The sequence below is a fragment of the Arthrobacter alpinus genome, from assembly GCF_001445575.1.
GTDB classification, from domain to species: Bacteria; Actinomycetota; Actinomycetes; order Actinomycetales; family Micrococcaceae; genus Specibacter; species Specibacter alpinus_C.
Window position 1 is genome coordinate 1518319 of sequence record NZ_CP013200.1, and the last position, 19547, is coordinate 1537865.

The 19547-nt window shown below is 63.4% G+C and carries 16 protein-coding genes, 1 tRNA gene and 1 pseudogene; 14 read left to right on the plus strand and 4 right to left on the minus strand.

Annotated elements, in window-relative coordinates; translation table 11 throughout:
- Positions 1–177: 177 nt before the first annotated feature.
- The 3 genes from AS189_RS06745 to AS189_RS06755 form a co-directional block, all read right to left on the minus strand.
- Complete coding sequence (locus tag AS189_RS06745; protein ID WP_082634129.1) at positions 178–1311, minus strand: AI-2E family transporter; 1134 nt, start codon at positions 1309–1311, stop codon at positions 178–180.
- A 169-nt stretch (positions 1312–1480) separates the two neighbouring features.
- Positions 1481–2149, minus strand: a complete 669-nt coding sequence (locus tag AS189_RS06750) for a TetR/AcrR family transcriptional regulator (protein WP_160320797.1) — start codon at positions 2147–2149, stop codon at positions 1481–1483.
- Complete coding sequence (locus AS189_RS06755) at positions 2146–3024, minus strand: enoyl-CoA hydratase-related protein (RefSeq protein ID WP_062286867.1); 879 nt, start codon at positions 3022–3024, stop codon at positions 2146–2148. Before AS189_RS06755 ends, AS189_RS06750 begins: the two co-directional genes overlap by 4 nt.
- A 312-nt stretch (positions 3025–3336) precedes the next feature.
- Between AS189_RS06755 and AS189_RS06760 the strand changes: the two genes are divergently transcribed.
- The 6 genes from AS189_RS06760 (at position 3337) to AS189_RS06785 (ending at position 11372) form a co-directional block, all read left to right on the plus strand.
- The gene (locus AS189_RS06760) at positions 3337–4545 is read left to right on the plus strand and encodes an acetyl-CoA C-acetyltransferase (RefSeq protein WP_062293141.1); all 1209 of its coding nucleotides are present in this window, start codon (positions 3337–3339) and stop codon (positions 4543–4545) included.
- Between the two features lie 5 nt (positions 4546–4550).
- The gene (locus tag AS189_RS06765; RefSeq protein WP_062286868.1) at positions 4551–6734 is read left to right on the plus strand and encodes a 3-hydroxyacyl-CoA dehydrogenase NAD-binding domain-containing protein; all 2184 of its coding nucleotides are present in this window, start codon (positions 4551–4553) and stop codon (positions 6732–6734) included.
- Positions 6734–7642 (plus strand): crotonase/enoyl-CoA hydratase family protein, encoded by a 909-nt coding sequence (locus AS189_RS06770; protein ID WP_082634132.1) that lies wholly within the window; start codon positions 6734–6736, stop codon positions 7640–7642. The genes AS189_RS06765 and AS189_RS06770 overlap by 1 nt, the downstream gene beginning before the upstream one ends.
- Positions 7643–7710: 68 nt before the next feature.
- Positions 7711–9249, plus strand: coding sequence for an acyl-CoA synthetase (locus tag AS189_RS06775; RefSeq protein ID WP_062286869.1), 1539 nt, complete (start codon positions 7711–7713; stop codon positions 9247–9249).
- 3 nt (positions 9250–9252) lie between these two features.
- On the plus strand, positions 9253–10338 hold the full coding sequence (locus tag AS189_RS06780) for a CaiB/BaiF CoA transferase family protein (protein WP_062286870.1): 1086 nt from the start codon (positions 9253–9255) through the stop codon (positions 10336–10338).
- Positions 10335–11372, plus strand: coding sequence for an MBL fold metallo-hydrolase (locus tag AS189_RS06785; protein ID WP_062286871.1), 1038 nt, complete (start codon positions 10335–10337; stop codon positions 11370–11372). The genes AS189_RS06780 and AS189_RS06785 overlap by 4 nt, the downstream gene beginning before the upstream one ends.
- A gap of 190 nt (positions 11373–11562) precedes the next feature.
- Here AS189_RS06785 and AS189_RS06790 read toward each other — a convergent pair whose 3' ends face one another.
- A complete protein-coding gene (locus AS189_RS06790) occupies positions 11563–12099 on the minus strand; it encodes a MarR family winged helix-turn-helix transcriptional regulator (RefSeq protein WP_062286872.1) in 537 nt (178 codons plus the stop codon).
- Positions 12100–12249: 150 nt separating this feature from the next.
- Between AS189_RS06790 and AS189_RS06795 the strand changes: the two genes are divergently transcribed.
- The 8 genes and pseudogenes from AS189_RS06795 (at position 12250) to AS189_RS06830 (ending at position 19526) form a co-directional block, all read left to right on the plus strand.
- Complete coding sequence (locus AS189_RS06795) at positions 12250–13017, plus strand: electron transfer flavoprotein subunit beta/FixA family protein (protein WP_062286873.1); 768 nt, start codon at positions 12250–12252, stop codon at positions 13015–13017.
- Between the two features lie 12 nt (positions 13018–13029).
- Positions 13030–14034 (plus strand): electron transfer flavoprotein subunit alpha/FixB family protein, encoded by a 1005-nt coding sequence (locus AS189_RS06800; protein WP_062286874.1) that lies wholly within the window; start codon positions 13030–13032, stop codon positions 14032–14034.
- Positions 14035–14210: 176 nt separating this feature from the next.
- On the plus strand, positions 14211–15164 hold the full coding sequence (locus tag AS189_RS06805; protein ID WP_082634499.1) for a cytochrome b/b6 domain-containing protein: 954 nt from the start codon (positions 14211–14213) through the stop codon (positions 15162–15164).
- Between the two features lie 151 nt (positions 15165–15315).
- A pseudogene (locus tag AS189_RS06810) lies at positions 15316–16412 on the plus strand (acyl-CoA dehydrogenase family protein).
- Positions 16413–16430: 18 nt separating this feature from the next.
- The gene (locus tag AS189_RS06815) at positions 16431–17510 is read left to right on the plus strand and encodes an enoyl-CoA hydratase/isomerase family protein (protein ID WP_062286875.1); all 1080 of its coding nucleotides are present in this window, start codon (positions 16431–16433) and stop codon (positions 17508–17510) included.
- 2 nt (positions 17511–17512) lie between these two features.
- Positions 17513–18466 (plus strand): 3-hydroxyisobutyrate dehydrogenase, encoded by a 954-nt coding sequence (mmsB, locus tag AS189_RS06820; RefSeq protein ID WP_062286876.1) that lies wholly within the window; start codon positions 17513–17515, stop codon positions 18464–18466.
- A 39-nt stretch (positions 18467–18505) separates the two neighbouring features.
- Positions 18506–19282, plus strand: coding sequence for an enoyl-CoA hydratase (locus AS189_RS06825; RefSeq protein WP_062286877.1), 777 nt, complete (start codon positions 18506–18508; stop codon positions 19280–19282).
- Between the two features lie 167 nt (positions 19283–19449).
- Positions 19450–19526, plus strand: a tRNA-Met gene (locus AS189_RS06830).
- The last annotated feature ends 21 nt before the right edge of the window (positions 19527–19547 follow it).

Genomic DNA, 19547 nt, shown 5'->3' on the forward strand with positions numbered 1-19547 from the left:
GGTTTCGGCGGACGCGGCATCACTTTACGGCGGGTTTCGGCGGACGCGGCATCACTTTACGGCGGGTTTCGGCGGACGCGGCATCACTTTACGGCGGCGTAAGGACGGCGGACAGCGGGAGGGGCAAGTCCCGCCGTCGTGCATGGAAGGGGTGGTTGCCTGAAGCTGTGGCCGGTGTCAGGCCTGCTTGGACTTCGCCGATTTGGCGTCCTTGGCGGCTGCCCGCTGTTGTGCCAGCATTGCCTTGGATTCGCTGACGTCGCCAATGAACGGCTTCAGCCATGCGGAGTCCGGGTGCGAGTCCACCAGGATAGCTCGGGCAAACAGCGTGAGCGGGACGGCCATCAGGGCGCCGAGCGGGCCCAGTAGCGCGGACCAGAAGATGACGGATAGGAAGGTCAGCGTCATGTTCAAATTCACCGAGCCGGAGACAAACTTGGGCTGGATGATGGACTGGATCAGGGAATTGATGACGCCGTAGAACGCCACCACCCCGATGAAGGTGGGCAGCCCACCGGCCAGCAGGGCCATGATGGCCGCCGGAACCAGGGAGATCCAGAAGCCGATGAACGGGATGAAACCGCACACAAAGGACAACAGCGCCCAGAGTCCAGCGCCCGGCACGCCAAGGATCAGCAGGAGCGTTAGGTTGAGTGTGGCCACAATGGCACCGAAGAGCGTGGTCATGATCATGAAGGAACGGGAGAGCTTGGCGAAGTTACTCAAGGCCTCAACCACCGGTGCCCGTTTTTCCTTCACTACGGCAAGAATCGTCGGGAAGTAGGTGGCGTCGATGCTCATGAACATGACCAGCAGGAGCAGGAACACCAGGCCCGAGCCCACGTTCATGGCGCTTCCGAGCAGGTTGTAGGCGGTGTCGAACAGGACCCGCAAATCGATGGAATTCACAATGGCGCGAACCTGGTCGTCCCCAATGCCGAGGTTGTCGTGCAGGAAGATCCTTAGATCGGCACGCAATTGAGTAATCTGGGGCCCAAATTGTGGCAACAGCCGGGTGAGCTGAACGGCTGAGACCCACAGGGAGGCCACTAGCGCCCCGATCATGGCGTAGACGGACAAAATGGTGGCGAGACCGGCCAGCACCGGGGGGACGCCGCGGGCCAAGAGCCTTTGCTTGACCGGATAGACACAAATGGTCAGCACGAGTGCCAGGAAGACGGGTCCCACGATAGAGGAAATGCGGCTGAGCCCTATCAGCACGATGACGGCTGCCGCCAAACTGATCAAAACCTTGGTCCCGGAGGAATTCGGGGTCGGTGCCGAGGCCGGAGTTCCAGTTGCTGCACTCATTGTTTTTCCGTTTCAATCCTGCCAGTCGAATGCCCCAATGGCATTGGAATGATCATATCTGGCGCGTGCCCAAGCTGACGTGATACAGCGTTGCCGAAAACACCCCAATCGGTGATGGAGCGTTGCCGAAAACACCCCAATCGGTGATGGAGCGTTTCCTGGTGGGCGCTCAGATGGCTGGGATGACGTCGTCCACGATGACCTTCAGGCTGCTCGCTAGCAGCGCATGGACTTGCGGGCGGGTGAGGGTTTTGCGCAGTAGCCATTCACGTGCGCCACTACGTGCCAATTGTGCATAGATGCGAAAAATGGCCCGGATCTGTTCGCGATCGGCACTCCTGCCGCCAAACCCGCAGGTCTGGATGAGCAACTCGATGGAATCGTTCTCGGCGGCGATCAGAATCTTCTCCAGATCAGGGGCCCGCCCCATGCTGCTGCCAAAGGACAGCCACGTGGCGCCGGATTTTTCCAGGGAATCCAGAAACCAGGTCACCGCCACATCGATCCGCTGCTCCGATGGCCCCGCCGGTAGCGCAGCCACGGCCGATTCGGACATGGTGGAACTGACTTTGATGACTTCCAGATACAGCCCGCGCTTGTTGCCGAAATAATGGTTGATCAGCCCGCGCGCCACACCCGCCGCGGCCGCGATATCCGTCGCGGAGACCTCGTCATACGACCCGTCGTTGAACAGCTTCTGTGCGCAGAGAAAAATCTGTTGGCGCCGTTCATCCGGATTGAGCCGTTGCCTGCGCGGCTCTTCGGGACGTTCGACGCCGGTCACCTCCGCAGGCGCGGAAGTGGAGGTGGAGTGCGGCGTTGGGTTGGTGGTGGTCACGGTGTTGGGTCGGTCTCTATGCGGGGGCGTTCTATCCAGGGGAGCCACTGCGGAATGCCGTCAGGCACCGTGAGCGGGAAGTTCGGCGGGCGTTTTTCCAGGAACGACTTCACGCCTTCCACCGTGTCGGCGTGGCCCGGCAACCCGGCAATCAGCTGCGAATCCAGGGCATGGACGGGGACGGGGGAGTCGAGCCCGCTGAGCCGGTTCAGCATTTGCTTGATGACGGCGGTGGACACCTCGGAGGTGTTGGCGATCATGTCCCGGGCCAGTTCATAGGCTGCCTCCAAAACATTCTCGGGCTCGTGCACCGAGGTGACGAGTCCGGCGTCGAGCGCTTCATCGGCACCGAAAAGGCGGCCCGTCAGCATCCAGTCCGTGGCGCGGGAAACCCCCACCAGACGCGGCAGGTACCAGACCGAGGCGCCCTCGGGGAAGATCCCGCGGCGGCTGAACGGGAAGGAAAAACGCGAATCGGTGGACGCCAGACGGAAGTCGCAGGAGAGCGTGATAGTCATGCCGCCGCCCACCGATACGCCGCGCAGGGCCGCGATGACGGGCTTGTTCATGCCGAAGATGGTTTTGGAGCAGCGCCCGGCCGGTTCCTGCCAATCGCTCGCGGCATTTGTCATGGACATGTCAAAGCCGCCGCCGCTGAGATCCGCGCCAACGGAGAAGTCGTTGCCAACGCAGGTGAACACGACAACCTGGACGGCAGGGTCGGCGTCGGCGGCCAGGAAGGCATGCTCGAGTTCGTGTGCCATCGCCAGAGTGTAGCCGTTGCGGGCCTCGGGGCGATTGAGGGAAACCGTCGCAATGCGCTCGGCCACCGTGTAGCTGATGGCGGTGTACGGTGTGGAGATTTCAGCGGTCATTACCAATCGCTTTCATGAACGGAAAGTAAAGGCTTGCGTCACCTATTGACACGGTGTCAATAGTCTTGCACTATTGGCGGTATGTCAACAACCAAGCAGTTGTCTGCCGTGCCCGCTCCCGCCACAGCTTAAAAACGCTCCATCACTAAACGGCCATTATTCGAGAACGCTCCATCACTAATCGGCCAAAAATCCCGAACGCTCCCGCACTAAATGGACGCAGCACGCAGCATCAAACAGCTCGGCCAACTGTCCCGCCCGCACCGACGCGGACGCGACGACCACGGAAGGAATCACGTGCCCGAACACGCAATACCGGAAGCATTTGTCTTCGACGCCATCCGCACCCCGCGAGGCCGCGGTAAGAAAGGATCCCTGCACGGTACCAAGCCGATCGACCTTGTGGTGGGGCTCATCAATGCCCTCCGAGAACGGAACCCCGGCCTTGATGGGAACCTGATCGATGACTTGATTCTCGGCGTTGTTTCCCCCGTGGGCGACCAGGGGGCCGTGATCGCCCGAACGGCCGTCATCGCCGCCGGCCTTCCGGACACCGTGGGTGGCGTGCAGATTAACCGCTTCTGCGCCTCGGGCTTGGAGGCCGTCAACATGGCCGCCCAGAAAGTGCGTTCGGGCTGGGACCAGCTCATCATCGCCGGTGGAGTGGAGTCCATGTCCCGTGTGCCGATCGGTTCCGACGGCGGCGCTTGGGCCATGGACCCGGCCACCAATTACGATACTTACTTTGTTCCACAGGGCATTGGTGCCGACCTCATCGCCACGATGGAGGGCTTCAGCCGCGTGGACGTCGATGCCTATGCAGTGCGCTCGCAGCGCCTCGCCGCGCAGGCCTGGAAAGAGGGCCGCTTCGCGAAATCCGTGGTCTCGGTCAAGGACCAGAACGGGCTGGTGGTGCTGGACCGTGACGAGCACATGCGCCCCGAATCCACCCCAGAGTCTCAGGCCGGGTTGCGCCCCGCGTTCGCCACCATGGGCGAGGCCGGCGGCTTCGACGCCGTTGCACTCCAAAAATTCCATGCCGTGGAGAAGATTGACCATGTCCACACCGCAGCGAATTCCTCGGGAATTGTCGACGGCGCCGCCCTTGTTTTGGTGGGCAGCGCTGAGGTGGGTGCACGGCTGGGACTGACGCCGCGCGCCAGGATCGTGGCCACGGCCACCTCGGGCGCCGATCCCACCATCATGCTCACCGGGCCCACACCGGCCACCGAAAAACTGCTGAAAACCGCAGGGCTGTCGGTCGATGACATTGACCTGTTTGAAATCAACGAGGCCTTCGCCTCCGTGGTGCTGAAATACCAAAAGGACCTAGGCATACCGGACGAGAAGCTCAACGTGAACGGCGGCGCGATCGCCATGGGCCACCCGCTCGGCGCCACTGGGGCCATGATCCTGGGCACCGTGCTGGATGAGCTGGAACGCACCAAAAAGCGCAGGGCCGTGGTGACCCTGTGCATTGGCGGCGGCATGGGCGTGGCAACTTTGATCGAGAGGGTCTAGTAACGATGAGTGAGGCAACAGTGCAGGAAAGCAACAACACCATCCGCTGGGACCAGGACGCCGACGGCGTCGTCATCCTGACCATGGACGATCCGAACCAGTCAGCCAACACCATGAACGGCGACTACAGCGACTCCATGCAGGCCGTGGTGGAGCGTCTCGCGGCAGAGAAGGAGACCATCACCGGCGTCGTGCTGGCCTCGGCAAAGAAGACCTTTTTCGCAGGTGGCGACCTGAAGGATCTCATTGCATCCACACCGGAGGACGCCGCGAAGATTTTTGAGCTGGGCCAAAAGATCAAGGCCCAGCTGCGCACGCTGGAAACGCTCGGCAAACCTGTGGTTGCGGCCATTAACGGCGCGGCACTGGGCGGTGGGCTGGAAATTGCCCTCGCCGCCCACCACCGCATTGCGGCGGACACGCGCGGCTCGGTCATCGGCCTGCCGGAAGTCACGCTGGGCCTGCTGCCCGGCGGCGGCGGCATTGTCCGCACTGTGCGCTTGATGGGCATTGCCGACGCCACCATGAAGGTGCTGCTGCAGGGGCAAAAGTATAAGCCGCGCAAGGCCCTTGAAATCGGCCTTATCCACGAGGTAGTGGACACTGTGGAGGAACTGATCCCGGCCGCGAAGGCCTGGATCGCGGCGAACCCGGAGGCCGTGCAGCCGTGGGATGTGCCCAAATACCGGATCCCCGGAGGCACCCCCAGCACCCCCGCACTGGCCGCAAACCTGCCGGCCTTCCCAGCGAATCTGCGCAAGCAGCTCAAGGGCGCCAACTACCCGGCCCCGCGCGCCATCCTGGCCGCCGCCGTCGAAAGCACCCAGGTGGATTTCGACACGGCGCTGGAGATTGAGTCGCGCTACTTTGTGGAGCTCGTGACCGGCCCGGTCTCGACGAACATGATCAAGGCGTTCTTCTTCGACATGGGCCACATCAGCGCCGGCGGCAGCCGTCCCGTGGGGTACGAAAAGTACACGGCCAAGAAGGTTGCCGTCCTGGGCGCAGGCATGATGGGTGCCGGCATCGCTTATGTATGTGCCCGCGGCGGCATGGACGTGGTGCTCAAGGACGTCTCCCTCGAGGCTGCCGAGCGGGGCAAGGCCCATTCCAAGACACTCACCGACAAGGCAGTGGCGCGCGGCCAGTCAACTCAGGACGCAGCCGATGCCCTGCTGGCCAAGATCACCCCCACCGCAGACGCGGCAGATGTGGCCGGGGTTGACCTGGTCATCGAGGCCGTCTTTGAAAACGTGGAGGTCAAGCAGAAGGCATTCCAGGAAATCCAGGATCTCCTCGGCCCGGACGCCGTGCTGGGTTCCAACACCTCAACACTGCCCATCACCACGCTGGCCGAGGGCGTGCGAAGCCAAGGGAACTTCATCGGCCTGCACTTCTTCTCTCCTGTGGACAAGATGCCGCTGCTGGAAATCATCGCCGGGGCAAACACCTCCGATGAAACCCTGGCCAAGGCCTTCGACATCGCCCAGCAGATCAAGAAAACACCCATTGTTGTCAACGATTCCCGCGGCTTCTTTACCTCTCGCGTGATCGGCACGTTCATGAATGAGGCGATTGCCATGCTCGGCGAGGGCATCGCCGCCCCGTCCATCGAGCAGGCGGGGCTGCAAGCCGGCTATCCGGCCGCGCCGCTGCAACTGGCAGATGAGCTGAATCTGACCCTCATGTCCAAGATCCAGAAGGAGACCAAGGCCGGCTTGGAGGCCGAGAATGGCGTGCAAAAGTACCAGGATCACGCCGCCTACAGCATCGTGGACCGCATGATCGAGGAGTTTTCCCGCAAGGGCAAGCTGGCCGGTGCCGGCTTCTACAACTACGCCGACGGCCACCGAACCGGGCTCTGGGAAGGCCTCGCGGAAAACTACGGCGGATCGGCGGAAATCCCCTTCGAAGACATGAAAGAGCGCATGCTCTTCGCCGAATCACTCGAGACCGTCAAATGCCTGGACGAGGGCGTGCTGCGCAGCGTGGAGGACGCCAACATCGGCTCAATCCTGGGCATCGGCTTCCCGGCATGGACCGGTGGCGTGCTCCAGTACATGAACGGGTACGACGGCGGCCTGGCAGGTTTTGTGGCCAGGTCCCGTGAGCTGGCGGCCACGTATGGCGAGCACTTCCTGCCCCCGGCCTCGCTCGTGGCCAAGGCCGAGCAGGGCGGGAGGTACTGATGGGCGCTGAGGCTGCGGCCGGACCCGAGCGGACGGCCGGATACCAGCCAAGGACCGCAAGCGGTCCCGCCTTCACCCAACCCTGGACCGCATTCACGGTGGCACAAGCGCCCAACCCGGGGGTCGCCGTCGTCCATCTGATGGGGCCCGGGCGCGGGAACATGATGGGGCTCGCGTTCTGGGCAGAACTGCCTCAAGTCTTCGCGGCCCTTGACGCCGATGAAACAGTACGCGCAGTGGTCCTGGCGGGCAGCGGTAACCATTTCAGCACCGGTTTGGATGTGCAGGAGGTGCTGGGCTCCTGGCTGGGAAAGCTGGGCCCCGGCGCCACCGCCCAAGCTGCCCAGCGCACCGAACTGAACGGCCTGATCAGAAGCCTGCAGGATGCCGTCACCTCGGTGGCCACCTGCCGGAAACCTGTCATCGCGGCCGTGCATGGCTGGTGCATTGGCGGTGGTGTGGATCTGATCAGCGCCGCTGATGTGCGCCTGGCCAGTGTGGATGCCCAGTTCAGCATCCGGGAGGCGCGGCTGGCGATCGTGGCCGACGTCGGAAGTCTCCAGCGCCTGCGCGGCATCATTGGCGAGGGTCAGCTGCGTGAACTGGCGCTGACGGCCAAGGACATTGGCGTGAGCAGGGCGGAGAAGATCGGCCTGGTCAACGACGTGTTCGCCGATCCTGAAGAACTGATGGCGGCGGCGCTGGACATGGCGGCGGAGATAGCGGCCAATTCACCGCTGGCCGTGGCCGGCACCAAGGCCGTGCTGAACGAGGGACGCGAAGAAGACATTGCGCGCGGGCTGCGGCACGTGGCGCTGTGGAACGCCTCGTTCCTGCACAGCGAAGATCTGCTTGAGGCCGTGACGGCGCTGGGCGAGCGCCGCCCGGCAGTATTTACCGGCAAGTAGTTGACGCCGGGAGCACCGGCTTGGAATTTCCTGTTTGAGAGTCACCGTCGATTTTTCTAGGAGCCACCATGTACCTGACCCAAGGCCTGCACCGCTCGTTGCAGGCGGACCCGCAGGCCATCGCCACGATCTTCAAGGACCGTGTGCGCAGCTACGCTGAACACGCGGATCGGATCGCCAAGTTTGCCGGAGCGTTGCAGACCCTGGGTGTGCATTCCGGTGACAGGGTGGCCATGGTGTCCTTGAACAGCGACAGGTACGCCGAGTACCTGTTGGCCGTGCCGTGGGCCGGGGCGGCAGTGGTTCCGGTGAACACCAGATGGACCCCGGCGGAGATCGCCTATTCCATGAATGACTCGGACACCCGTGTACTGCTCGTTGACGACGCCTTTGTGGACATGGTGCCGATCCTGCAGGACCTGGCCCCGGGCCTCACCACCCTGATCCACTGCGGTGACGGGCCCACACCGGAGGGTATGCTCTCCTACGAGGCATTGGTGGCGGAGAGTAAACCCGTGGAGGACGCCTACCGCAGCGGTGATGATCTGGCCGGGGTCCTGTACACCGGCGGCACCACCGGATTCCCCAAGGGCGTCATGCTCAGTCACACCAATTTCGTCACGTCGGGTCTTGGCACGGTGGCAAGCGGGGAATTGTTGAAAGCTGGAGACGTGCTCCTCCATGCCGCACCCATGTTCCACGCGGCCGATCTCGCCATCTGGTCAGGGATGACCATCATGGGCGGCACCCACGTCATGGTGCCGGCGTTCGAACCGATCAGCGTGTTCAAGGCCATTGACGAACACAAGCCCACAGCCATGCTCTTGGTCCCCACCATGATCCAAATCCTGGCGGATCACCCGGACGCAGGCAACTATGACCTGTCATCCCTGACCCGCATGCTCTACGGCGGGTCCTCCATTTCAGAGGGAGTACTCAAGCGTGCCATGGCACGCTTCCCCGGACTACGCATGACCCAGGCCTATGGCCAGACCGAAGCCTCCCCGGTCATCACCTTGCTGCTGCCCGATGATCACCATGGCGACGCACTACGCTCCGGCGGCCGGGCGGCGCCCCACAGCCAGGTGGCCATCCTCGACTTTGACGGCAAGGAAGTTCCCACCGGCGTCGTGGGGGAGGTGTGCACCAAGGGCGCCAACGTCATGTTGGGCTACTGGAACAACCCGGACCAATCGGCACAAGCCCTGCGCGGCGGCTGGCTGCACACCGGAGATCTGGGCTACGTTGACGCCCAAGGCTTTGTCTATGTTGTGGACAGGCTCAAGGACATGATCATCACCGGCGGCGAAAATGTCTACTGCGCCGAGGTGGAGAATGCCCTCAGCAAGCACCCCGCCGTCGCCTCATCCGCCGTTATTGGCGTCCCTGACGAGAAGTATGGCGAGCGCGTGCACGCCGTCGTGGTTCTGGTGCCGGGGCGCAAGGCGAGCGCCGAGGAGCTCGCGGCCCACTGCAAGGAGCACATCGCCGGATACAAGGTGCCGCGCAGCTTCGAGTTCCCGGAGGCGCTGCCCATGTCCGGTGCTGGCAAGATCCTCAAACGAGAGCTGCGCGAGAGCTACACCGCGGCGCAGGAAAAGGGGTAGCCCATGAGTGGAACGTTGCAGGGCTTGAAGGTGGTGGAGCTGTCCGCCATGGGGCCGGCGCCGCATGCCGCCATGATGCTGGCGGACATGGGGGCGGAGGTGGTGCGCGTGGTTGGGCCCGCGCCTCCTGTTGGCGGGTACGACGTCGGCACTCACCTGCAGCGTGGCCGCACCACTGTCCGGGCGAACCTGAAGGATCCCGCCCACCTTGCCGGTGTGCGGGAGCTGGTTGCCGCGGCCGACGTTTTCCTTGAGGGCTACCGTCCGGGCACCGCCGAAAGGCTGGGTTTGGGGCCGGAGGCGTGTCTGGCCTTGAACCCGCGCCTGGTCTATGGGCGGATGACCGGCTGGGGTCAGGACGGTCCGTTGGCCCAGCGCGCCGGGCACGACATCAACTACATTGCCCTGAGTGGCGCCCTGCATGCCATGGGCCCGGCCGCCGTGCCCATGCCGCCCCTGAACCTCGTGGGCGATTTTGGCGGCGGATCCATGTTCGTCGTGACGGGCATTTTGGCCGCCCTGTGGGAACGCGAGCACTCCGGGCGGGGCCAGGTGGTGGATGCCGCCATGGTAGACGGCGTCAGCGTGCTCTCACAGATCATCCTGGAATTACGCTCGGTCAATCTGTGGAGCGATACCCGAGGCGCCAATCTGCTGGACGGGGCCGCGCCGTTCTACCGCACTTATGCAACCTCCGACGGCGGGCACGTTGCCGTGGGTGCCCTTGAGCCCCAGTTTTACGCTCTGCTGCTCGAGGGGCTGGGACTCGCCTTGGAAGATCTGCCAGACCGTGACGACCCCCTCCAGTGGCCTTTGCTCGCGGACACGTTCGCGGCCGTGTTTGGGGCCCGCACCCGGGATGACTGGGCGGAGAGGTTCGACGGCGTTGACGCATGCGTGACGCCGGTGCTCACGTACGCGGAGGCTGCCGAAAACTCCCATATGGCCGCGCGTGGCACCTTATCCGGCAGTGGCAGGCATGTGGTGGCCGCCCCGGCACCGCGCTTCTCCCGCACCGCATCCGTGGCCCGGCAGCCTCTGGGCGAGAGCGATTTTGACACCATTTTGAGTTCTTGGAGGACATCATGATCACTGTTAGCGCACCGGCGCAGTTTCAGGCGTGGCAGGCCAATGTCATGCCGCCCGTGGAGGAGGTCCGCCCGGGTGTCTGGTCCATTCCAGTGCCCTTCATTGGCAACCCGATGCGCTACACCCTGTCCTACTTATTAGTGGGAGACGGGGAGGCTGCGCTCGTTGATCCGGGGTGGGACTCGGATGAGGGATGGGAGTGCCTCACAGCAGGTCTGGCTGTTGCGGGGGTAGCCCCCGAGAGGATTACCGTCATTGTTGTGACGCACTTTCATCCCGACCATCTGGGCATGGCGGCACGGCTCCGGGCAGCATCCGGCGCGCCGGTGGTGTTGGGGGAGCACGAGCCGCTGCCTGCGCAGTGGCGTGGTGACCCGGCAGGGTTTGTCGTCGAAGACAGGGCGCAATTTACTGCCTGGGGAGTACCTGTGGAATATCTTGACGAGGTCAGTTTCCAGACGCACACGTGGGAGCAAATGACCACTATTGCGCAGCCGCAATTCCGGCTGGCCGATGGCGAGCTGCTGCCCGTCGCCGGACTCATGGTGAGGGTGCTGTCCACCCCGGGGCACACGCCGGGTCATATTTGTTTGGTGGATGAGGCGAACCAGCTCATTCTCACGGGAGACCACGTACTGCCCCGCATCACCCCGCACGTTTCTCTGGAAGCCACCAACCAGCTCAATCCGTTGGACGACTACCTTCGCTCTCTCGAACGCATGGGCGTCGGGGCGCAGATGGAAGTGCTGCCAGCCCATGAATACCGGTTCCTTGGACTCACGGACCGCGTGGCCCAGTTGACGGAGCATACCTTGGAACGCTCCAGAGAGGTCATCACTGTTCTGGAGACTGGTGTTGCAGCCAGCGTGTGGAATGTAGCGCAGGAATTGACGTGGTCTCGTGGCTTTGCATCGCTGCGCGGGTTTACGTTGCGGCTGGCGCTCGCAGAAACGGCAAGCCATCTGGTGTATCTCGAGCAGCAGGGCCGTGCTGTGAACATCGAGGTGTCCAGGGGAGCCCCGGCCCGCCCGTGACCCGACGCTGCACCACTTTCCGGCCTGTTTTCCATGACGCCGCACCATCTTCCGGCGTGTTTTCCATGACGCCGCACCAACTTCATTGCCGGGTAGTGACGCAGGGGCTGCCGCTTGCGGGAGCGTTTGGCGGAAAGGGCCGGAAGGTGGTGCAGGGTCGGAAGGAAACGGCCGGAAAGTGGTGCGGCGTCTAGAGGGGGTCGGGGTATGGGACCGGGTCGGTGAAATCGCCGGATTCGCGGCGGAAGCGGGCCAGGATGGCAGTCATCGTTTGCAGATCGGCGGCGGGGATGCCGGGGCTGGCGAACACATCCGCATTCAGCACCGCGGTTGCCTTCTCCACCAGCTCCCGGCCGGCGTCTGTCAGTACCACCAAGGTGGCGCGCCCATCGCTCGGGTGGGCCTCTCGGCGCACCAGCGCATCGCGCTCCAGCCGGTCAACGACGCTCGTCACGGAGGTGGGATGCACCTGCAGGCGGGCGCTGGCGCTGGCCATCGGCAGGGCGCCGTCGCGCGTGAAGGACAGCAGGCGCAGCAGCTCCAGCCGGGCATAGGACAAGCCCAGCGGCTTCAGCACGGCATCAACCCGGCTGTACATGATCTGGTGAGTGCGCATGACGGAGGAAAAAGCGGCCATGGCATCGGCGGCATCGGCCCAGCCGTGGGCGATCCACTGCCGTTTAGCTTCGGCAATGGGATCCATAGGCAGCGGGGATGCGGGAGCCATGGGAGCTCCTTTCGGGCTGATTTAGCGACGGAGGAACCGGCACATTTCCAAGACAAACAACAATTTACTTGGGATACCTAGTAAATGCTAGTGCTACCTAGTATTCTTCCTAAGTGAGACCTGCAGCACATAAAAGTGGAGGGGTAGTCAATGAAGATCGTCGTACTTATCAAACAGGTGCCTGACACCGCCGAGGAACGCACGCTCGCACCGGACACCGGTTGGCTGGACCGCGAGGCCGCAGACAACGTGGTGGATGAAATCAACGAGCGCGCCCTCGAAGTGGCGTTGCGCGTGAAGGATGCGGACAAATCCACCGAGGTGGTGGTGCTGGCCATGGGCCCGGATGAGGCCACCAAAGCCATTCGCAAGGCCCTGTCCATGGGTGCAGATTCCGGCATTCACGTGCTCGACGGCGGATTGGCCGGCTCCGATGCGGCCCGCACCGCAGCGGTCCTCGCCGCTGCCCTGCGCGGCACCAATGCCGATGTCATCCTGGCCGGCAATGAGTCCACGGACGGCCGCGGCGGCGTGGTTCCGGCCATGATTGCCGAGCATCTGGGCCTGCCGTTGGTAGGCGGGCTCTCCGCCCTCGAACTTGGAAATGGGAACGTTAGTGGCGAGCGGTCGGGGGACAGCGGCTCGCTGCAGGTCACCGCGCAGCTGCCGGCCGTGGTAACTGTGACGGAGCGGACCGCCGAGGCGCGCTTCCCGAATTTCAAGGGCATCCTGACAGCTAAGCGCAAGCCCGTCGCCACGCTCACGCTCGCGGATCTTGACGTCGCGGCAACGCCGGCTCACGCCGTGGTCCTCTCGCACAGTGAGCGCCCCGCCCGCGAGGCCGGCCGCAAGATTGAAGACGATGGCACTGCCGGTACGCAGCTGGCCGACTACCTCATTGAAAACCGCTTGGTCTAGGAAGGCAGCATCATGGCAAGTATTCTGACTCTCATTGAACTCACCCACGCCGGCGATCTTGCCCCCTCGGCGCGCGGACTGCTGGGCGCTGCCGCCTCACTCGGGAACCCTGTTGCCGTGGTGGCTGCCAATGCCGAGGTCGACGCCGTCAATTCAGCCCTGCTCGGACAGCTCGGTGCCGCTGCGGTGTACCAGGGCATTGGCCCGGCAGCTGGATCGCTGCTGACTGGCCCCGCCGTGGAAGCGTTGCAAGCGGCCGTTGCGGCGTACCAGCCGGCCGCCGTGCTGGTGGCGAACTCGGTCGACGGGCGCGAAGTGGCTGCCCGGTTGTCTGTGCGGGTGGGCGGGGCGCTGCTGGTTGATGCCGTGTCAGTGCGTTTGGACCCGGCAGCATTGGACTCTGCAGGCTTGGAGAATAGCCGCATTGTGGCCGGCCATTCCATCTTTGGCGGCGCCTACGACGTCGAATCAACGGTGGAGGGCGGCCTGCCCATCATCACCATCCGCCAGGGTGCCATCGACGGTGTGTCCAACGAAGGAGGCGGCGCCGTCGAACTCGTGACCGCAGCCCTGACCGGCACCGTCCCCGGCGCCCACGTCACCGCCATCAACGACGCCCCGGCAACCAGCAGCCGCCCCGAACTGCGCAGCGCCAAGACCGTGGTCTCCGGCGGGCGCGGCCTGGGCTCCAAGGAAAACTTTGTGCTGGTGGAACAGCTGGCCGACGCACTGGGTGCGGCCATTGGCGCTTCCCGTGCGGCCGTCGATGCCGGATATGTGGACCAGCATGCGCAGGTGGGGCAGACAGGTGTCAGCGTCTCCCCGCAGTTGTACGTGGCCCTCGGTATCTCCGGTGCCATCCAGCACCGGGCCGGCATGCAGACGGCTAAAACCATTGTGGCCATCAACAAGGACGGCGATTCGCCCATCTTTGACGTGGCCGATTTCGGGGTCGTGGGCGATGTATTCACCGTTGTACCGCAGCTCATCGAAGCGTTGGCGGCCCGCGAACGCTAACCACCCCGGACCAGTGCCCCGGAGTCGTAGTGGCGGCGGGGCAAGGCGCGTTTCCATCCATGACGGACAATGGATGAAAACACATCCACAAATGCTACAAATAGTAACTGTTGCAAAGCGGTGCCGACACCGCCCGGCTGCTTCCACTGGGAGCACGTGAAAGAGGATTCAAGACCATGTCGACCCCTAAGAATAAGCAGGCCGCTGGCGTCTCCGAGCGTTGGAAAGCCCTGGGCCTGTGGACAAAAATCGGCGTGTCCGGCGCCAGCTTGATCATCTTGCTGGCCATTGCGGTCTTGGCTGCGCGCTGGCTGACCGGCCTTGACGGTGTCAAGGGCTTCATGGAAAGCTACCCGGGGCACTCGGAACTGCCCGCCAGCGCACCCGTGGGGCTCCCAGCCTGGCTGGGCTGGCAGCACTTCATCAACATGTTCTTGATTCTGCTCATCATCCGCTCAGGCTGGCAGGTCCGCACCACCAAGCGACCCGCCGCCCACTGGATCCGCAACAACAAGGGGGCCATCAAAACCAAGAACGCCCCCACGAAGATCAGCCTCGACCTCTGGTTCCACCTGACCCTCGACGCCCTCTGGGTACTCAACGGCGCCATCTTCATCGTGGTGCTGTTCTTCACCGGCCAGTGGATGCGCATCGTCCCCACCAGCTGGGACGTGTTCCCCAACGCCATCTCGGCCGGCCTGCAGTACCTCTCGCTCGACTGGCCCACTGACAACGGCTGGGTCAACTACAACGGCCTGCAACTCCTGACCTACTTCATCACCGTCTTCATCGCCGCACCTCTGGCCATCGCCACCGGCCTGCGCATGTCCGGCGCCTGGCCCAAAAACGCCACCACGCTAAACAAGATCTACCCCATCACAGCTGCCCGCGCACTGCACTTCCCGGTCATGCTGTACTTCGTGGCCTTTATCATCATCCACGTGACACTGGTGCTGGCCACGGGCGCCCTGCGCAACCTCAACCACATGTACACCTCCAGCGATGTGGTCAACTGGTGGGGCTTTGGCATCTTCGCCGGCTCCCTGGTGGTCATGGCCGCCGCCTGGTTCCTGGCCCAGCCGCTGTTCCTTCGCCCCGTCGCATCCCTGATGGGCAAGGTCACCAAATAAAGTTCGACGCCGGACACCTCACCTAAGGTGCCCGGCCCCACGGCGGCCCCACATCCTAGGGACTGTCAGCTAACCACCGTTACCGCAATGACGCGGTAGAAGGAGGCACCCCGTGAATGAGCAGACTGCCGAACAACAGGCCGTGGTGGAGATGGTGCGCGATTTCGCGGCCACTGCCATGGCTCCCCATACGGCCGCGTGGGACGAGGAAAAACACTTCCCCGTCGATGTGCTGGCCGAGGCCGGCGCCCTGGGCATGGGCGGCATCTATGTGGGGAGGAGTATGGCGGATCCGGGCTGAGCCGGGTGGATGCCTTGTTGATCTTTGAAGAGCTTGCCGCCGTGGACCCCACCATCGCTGCCTATATCTCCATTCACAACATGGTGGCGTGGATGATTGACGCCTTCGGCAACCAAGAGCAGCGCGCCGCCTGGTTGCCGGGCATCACGGCCATGACCGAGCTGACCAGCTACTGCCTTTCCGAACCCGGCGTGGGGTCCGACGCTGCAGCCATCACCACCCGGGCCGTGCGGGACGGCGAGGATTACATCCTCAACGGAACCAAACAATTCATCTCCGGCGCAGGCTCCTCCGCCTGGTATTTGGTGATGGTCCGGACGGCCGACAAAGGCGCACGGGGGATCACCGCGGTCGTGGTTCCGGCGGATGCCAAGGGCCTCAGTTTCGGTGCGAATGAGAAGAAAATGGGCTGGCGGGCCCAACCCACCCGCCAAGTGGTTTTCCAGGATGTGCGCATCCCGGTGGGGAATCGGCTCGGCGAAGAGGGCGATGGTTTTGGGATTGCCATGAAGGGCCTCAACGGCGGGCGTGTGAACATTGGCGCCTGCTCGTTGGGCGGCGGACGGGCTGCGTTGGAGAAGTCCATCGCGTACTTGAAAGAGCGTCAGGCCTTCGGTGGCCCGCTCATTGAAAAGCAGCACCTGCTCTTTGAGATAGCCCAGATGGACACCGATCTGGAACTCTCCCGGACCATGCTGATTCGCGCCGCACAAGCGCTTGACGCCGGTGCCCCGGACACGGTGAAATTGTGTGCCATGGCGAAACTTGTCGCCACCGACGCCGGATTTCAGGTGGCGAATCAGGCCCTGCAACTGCACGGCGGCTACGGCTATCTCAGCGAATACGGCCTGGAAAAACTGGTCCGGGACCTGCGCGTGCACCAAATTCTTGAAGGCAGCAATGAAATCATGCGTTTGATCATTGGCCGTCTGGCCGTGGAGCGCTGAACCGTGGAGGATGGAAACATGGAGCACAACGACGTTCTCGTGGAGCGCACCGGCCAGCTGGGGCACTTGGTTCTGAACCGGCCAGCGGCTATGAACGCACTCAACCACGGCATGGTGGTGGCCATTGCGGCCGCCCTGGATGAGTGGGAAAACGACCCTGCCGTGTCAACAGTTCTCATTTCCGGCGCGGGGGAGCGGGGCTTGTGCGCAGGCGGGGACATCGTCTCGATCTACCACGATGCCCGCAGCGGCGGTGATTCCAGCGAGACGTTCTGGCGCCATGAATACCATCTCAACGCCCGAATAAAGCGCTATCCTAAACCCATTGTCACGCTGATGGACGGGGTGGTGTTGGGCGGCGGCGTGGGGATTTCCGCTCACGCCTCGCACCGGATCGTGACCGAACGCTCCCGGATCGGCATGCCGGAAACAGGCATCGGATTCGTCCCGGATGTGGGCGGCACCTGGCTGCTGGCACACACTCCCGGGGAGTTGGGCGTCCACGCGGCCCTGACCGGCGCCATGTTCAGCGGGGCCGACGCCATCGCCATGGGACTGGCCAGCCACTACGTCGATTCCGCCGTCTTGCCCACGCTGGTAGCCGAGCTCGCGCAGCGTGAGGCGAGTGCCGTCGTCGGACGTTATGGGCAGGTTCCGCCGGAATCCGCGTTGGCCAGGGCGCGCTGGTGGATCGATGAGGCGTATGCCCCGGACGACGCCGGGACCATCCTTGAGCGATTGGCCTCCATGGGCGACCCCGCGGCTTCGGCGGCGGCGGAGACTATCGCGGGGAAGTCGCCCACGGCCGTGGCAGTGACCTTGGCGGCACTGCGGCGGGCGCGGCTGGCAGGCTCGCTGGAGGAAGCGTTGAATCAGGAATTTCGGGTCTCGCTGCGGGCGCTTCGCTGGCCCGATTTTGCCGAAGGGATCCGGGCGCAGCTGGTGGATAAGGACCGGAACCCTGCATGGCAGCCGGCAACGCTGTCCGAGGTCGACAACGCTGTGGTGGAAGGCACCTTTGCCGATTTGGGAGCGCTGGAGCTGGGGCTGAGCGCACCTTTAGATACGGCACCTGAAAAAACTGCGAAAGGGAGCTGACCATGAGCTACGAAAATTCGGGCCGGCAGGATGTCCAAGAGACCTCCGTTGCCTTCATTGGGCTGGGTCATATGGGCGGTCCCATGGCGGCGAATCTGGTGTCTGCCGGATATTCCGTCACGGGCTTCGACGTGGTGCCGGCTGCGTTGGAAGCGGCCGCTGCGGCAGGTGTGGTGGTGGCCGAATCATCGGCTGCGGCCGCGCTGGGGGCCGATGTCATCATCACGATGCTGCCAGCCGGAAAGCACGTCTTTGCCGCGTTTGAGGGTGAAGGACCTGGTGGGGGACTGTTGGCGGCCGCCAAGGCCGGGGCCTTGTTCTTGGAGTGCTCCACCATTTCTGTTGAGGATGCCCGCACGGCACACGAGATGGTGGTTGCCGGCGGTCACCGCGGCCTGGATGCTCCTGTGTCAGGCGGTGTTGTGGGGGCCGAAGCTGGGACGTTGACGTTCATGGTGGGCGGCTCCGAGGACGACTTTGCCGCAGCAGCTCCCATCTTTGAAGTCATGGGGCGGCGGATCGTGCATTGCGGCGGACCGGGCGCCGGACAGGCTGCCAAGGTCTGCAACAACATGATCTTGGGCGTGTCCATGATTGCCGTCAGCGAGGCCTTTGTCCTCGGTGAAAAGTTGGGACTGACGCATCAGGCGCTGTACGACGTGGCGGCCAATGCTTCGGGACAATGCTGGGCGTTGACCACCAACTGTCCGGTGCCCGGCCCCGTATCCACCAGCCCGGCCAACCGTGATTACGTTCCCGGATTTGCCGGAGCGCTGATGGCCAAGGATTTGGGGCTGGCGGTGGAAGCGCTCAATGCCACCGGCGTGGAGGCTGTGCTGGGCCGCTCCGCAGAGGAAATTTACCGTGAGTTTGCCCTCGACGGAGGCGCTGGCACCGACTTTTCCGGCATCATCAACACCATCCGGGCAGCCTCGGACCACCCTGAAACCGACTAGATCACTTCACCGACCTTGAACCGAACGGAACTTGTTTTTATGACGCAGCCTTCCTTCATCCTGACCGAACAACGGGGCCGGGTGGGTCTCATTACGCTCAATCGGCCCGAGGCGCTGAATGCCTTGAACGATGCCATGGGACGGGAGATCCTTGCCGCGGCGCAGTCCTTTGACGCCGATCACGGAGTCGGCGCCATTGTCATCACCGGTTCTTCACGGGCCTTCGCCGCCGGGGCAGACATCAAGGAAATGGCGGACAAGTCCTCGGTGGATATGTACCTGAGCAACTGGTTCTCGGCCTGGGATGAGCTGGCCCGGGTTCGCACGCCCATCATCGCTGCTGTGGCGGGCCATGCGTTGGGCGGTGGCTGCGAGCTGGCCATGATCGCCGATTTCATCATTGCTGGTGACAACGCCAAGTTTGGACAGCCGGAAATCAAGCTCGGCGTGATCCCCGGAATGGGCGGATCGCAGCGGTTGACCCGCGCTATTGGCAAGGCTAAGGCCATGGAAATGGTGCTGACGGGCAGGGTCATGGGCGCCATGGAAGCCGAGCAGGCCGGACTCGTGGCGCGCGTTGTACCCGTGGATTCACTGCTGGAGGACGCCCTGGCCACGGCCGATACCATCGCTTCCATGTCCAAGCCCGTGGCGATGATTGCTAAGGAAGCGGTCAATGCTGCCTTTGAAACCACGTTGGCCGAGGGAGTCCGTATGGAACGGCGCTCCATTTTTGCCTGTTTCGCCACCCAGGACCAAAAAGAGGGCATGGCGGCCTTCACAGAAAAGCGCGCGGCCAACTTCAAACACCGCTAAGAGTGGTTCTGGTCACCTGCGGATGGCTCGAGTGTTCAGATAATGTACGGTTTCGGGCCTTTTTTGGGCTCAAACGTACATTATCTGAACACTCGAGGAAAGAATTTGCCCCGAGGAGCCTCTCGAGTTGGTGTTTCGCCGAAAGGCATGTACTGTTGAGGACGCAACGCGGGGTGGAGCAGTTCGGTAGCTCGCCGGGCTCATAACCCGGAGGTCACAGGTTCAAATCCTGTCCCCGCAACCATGATGAGGAAAACCCTCGGCC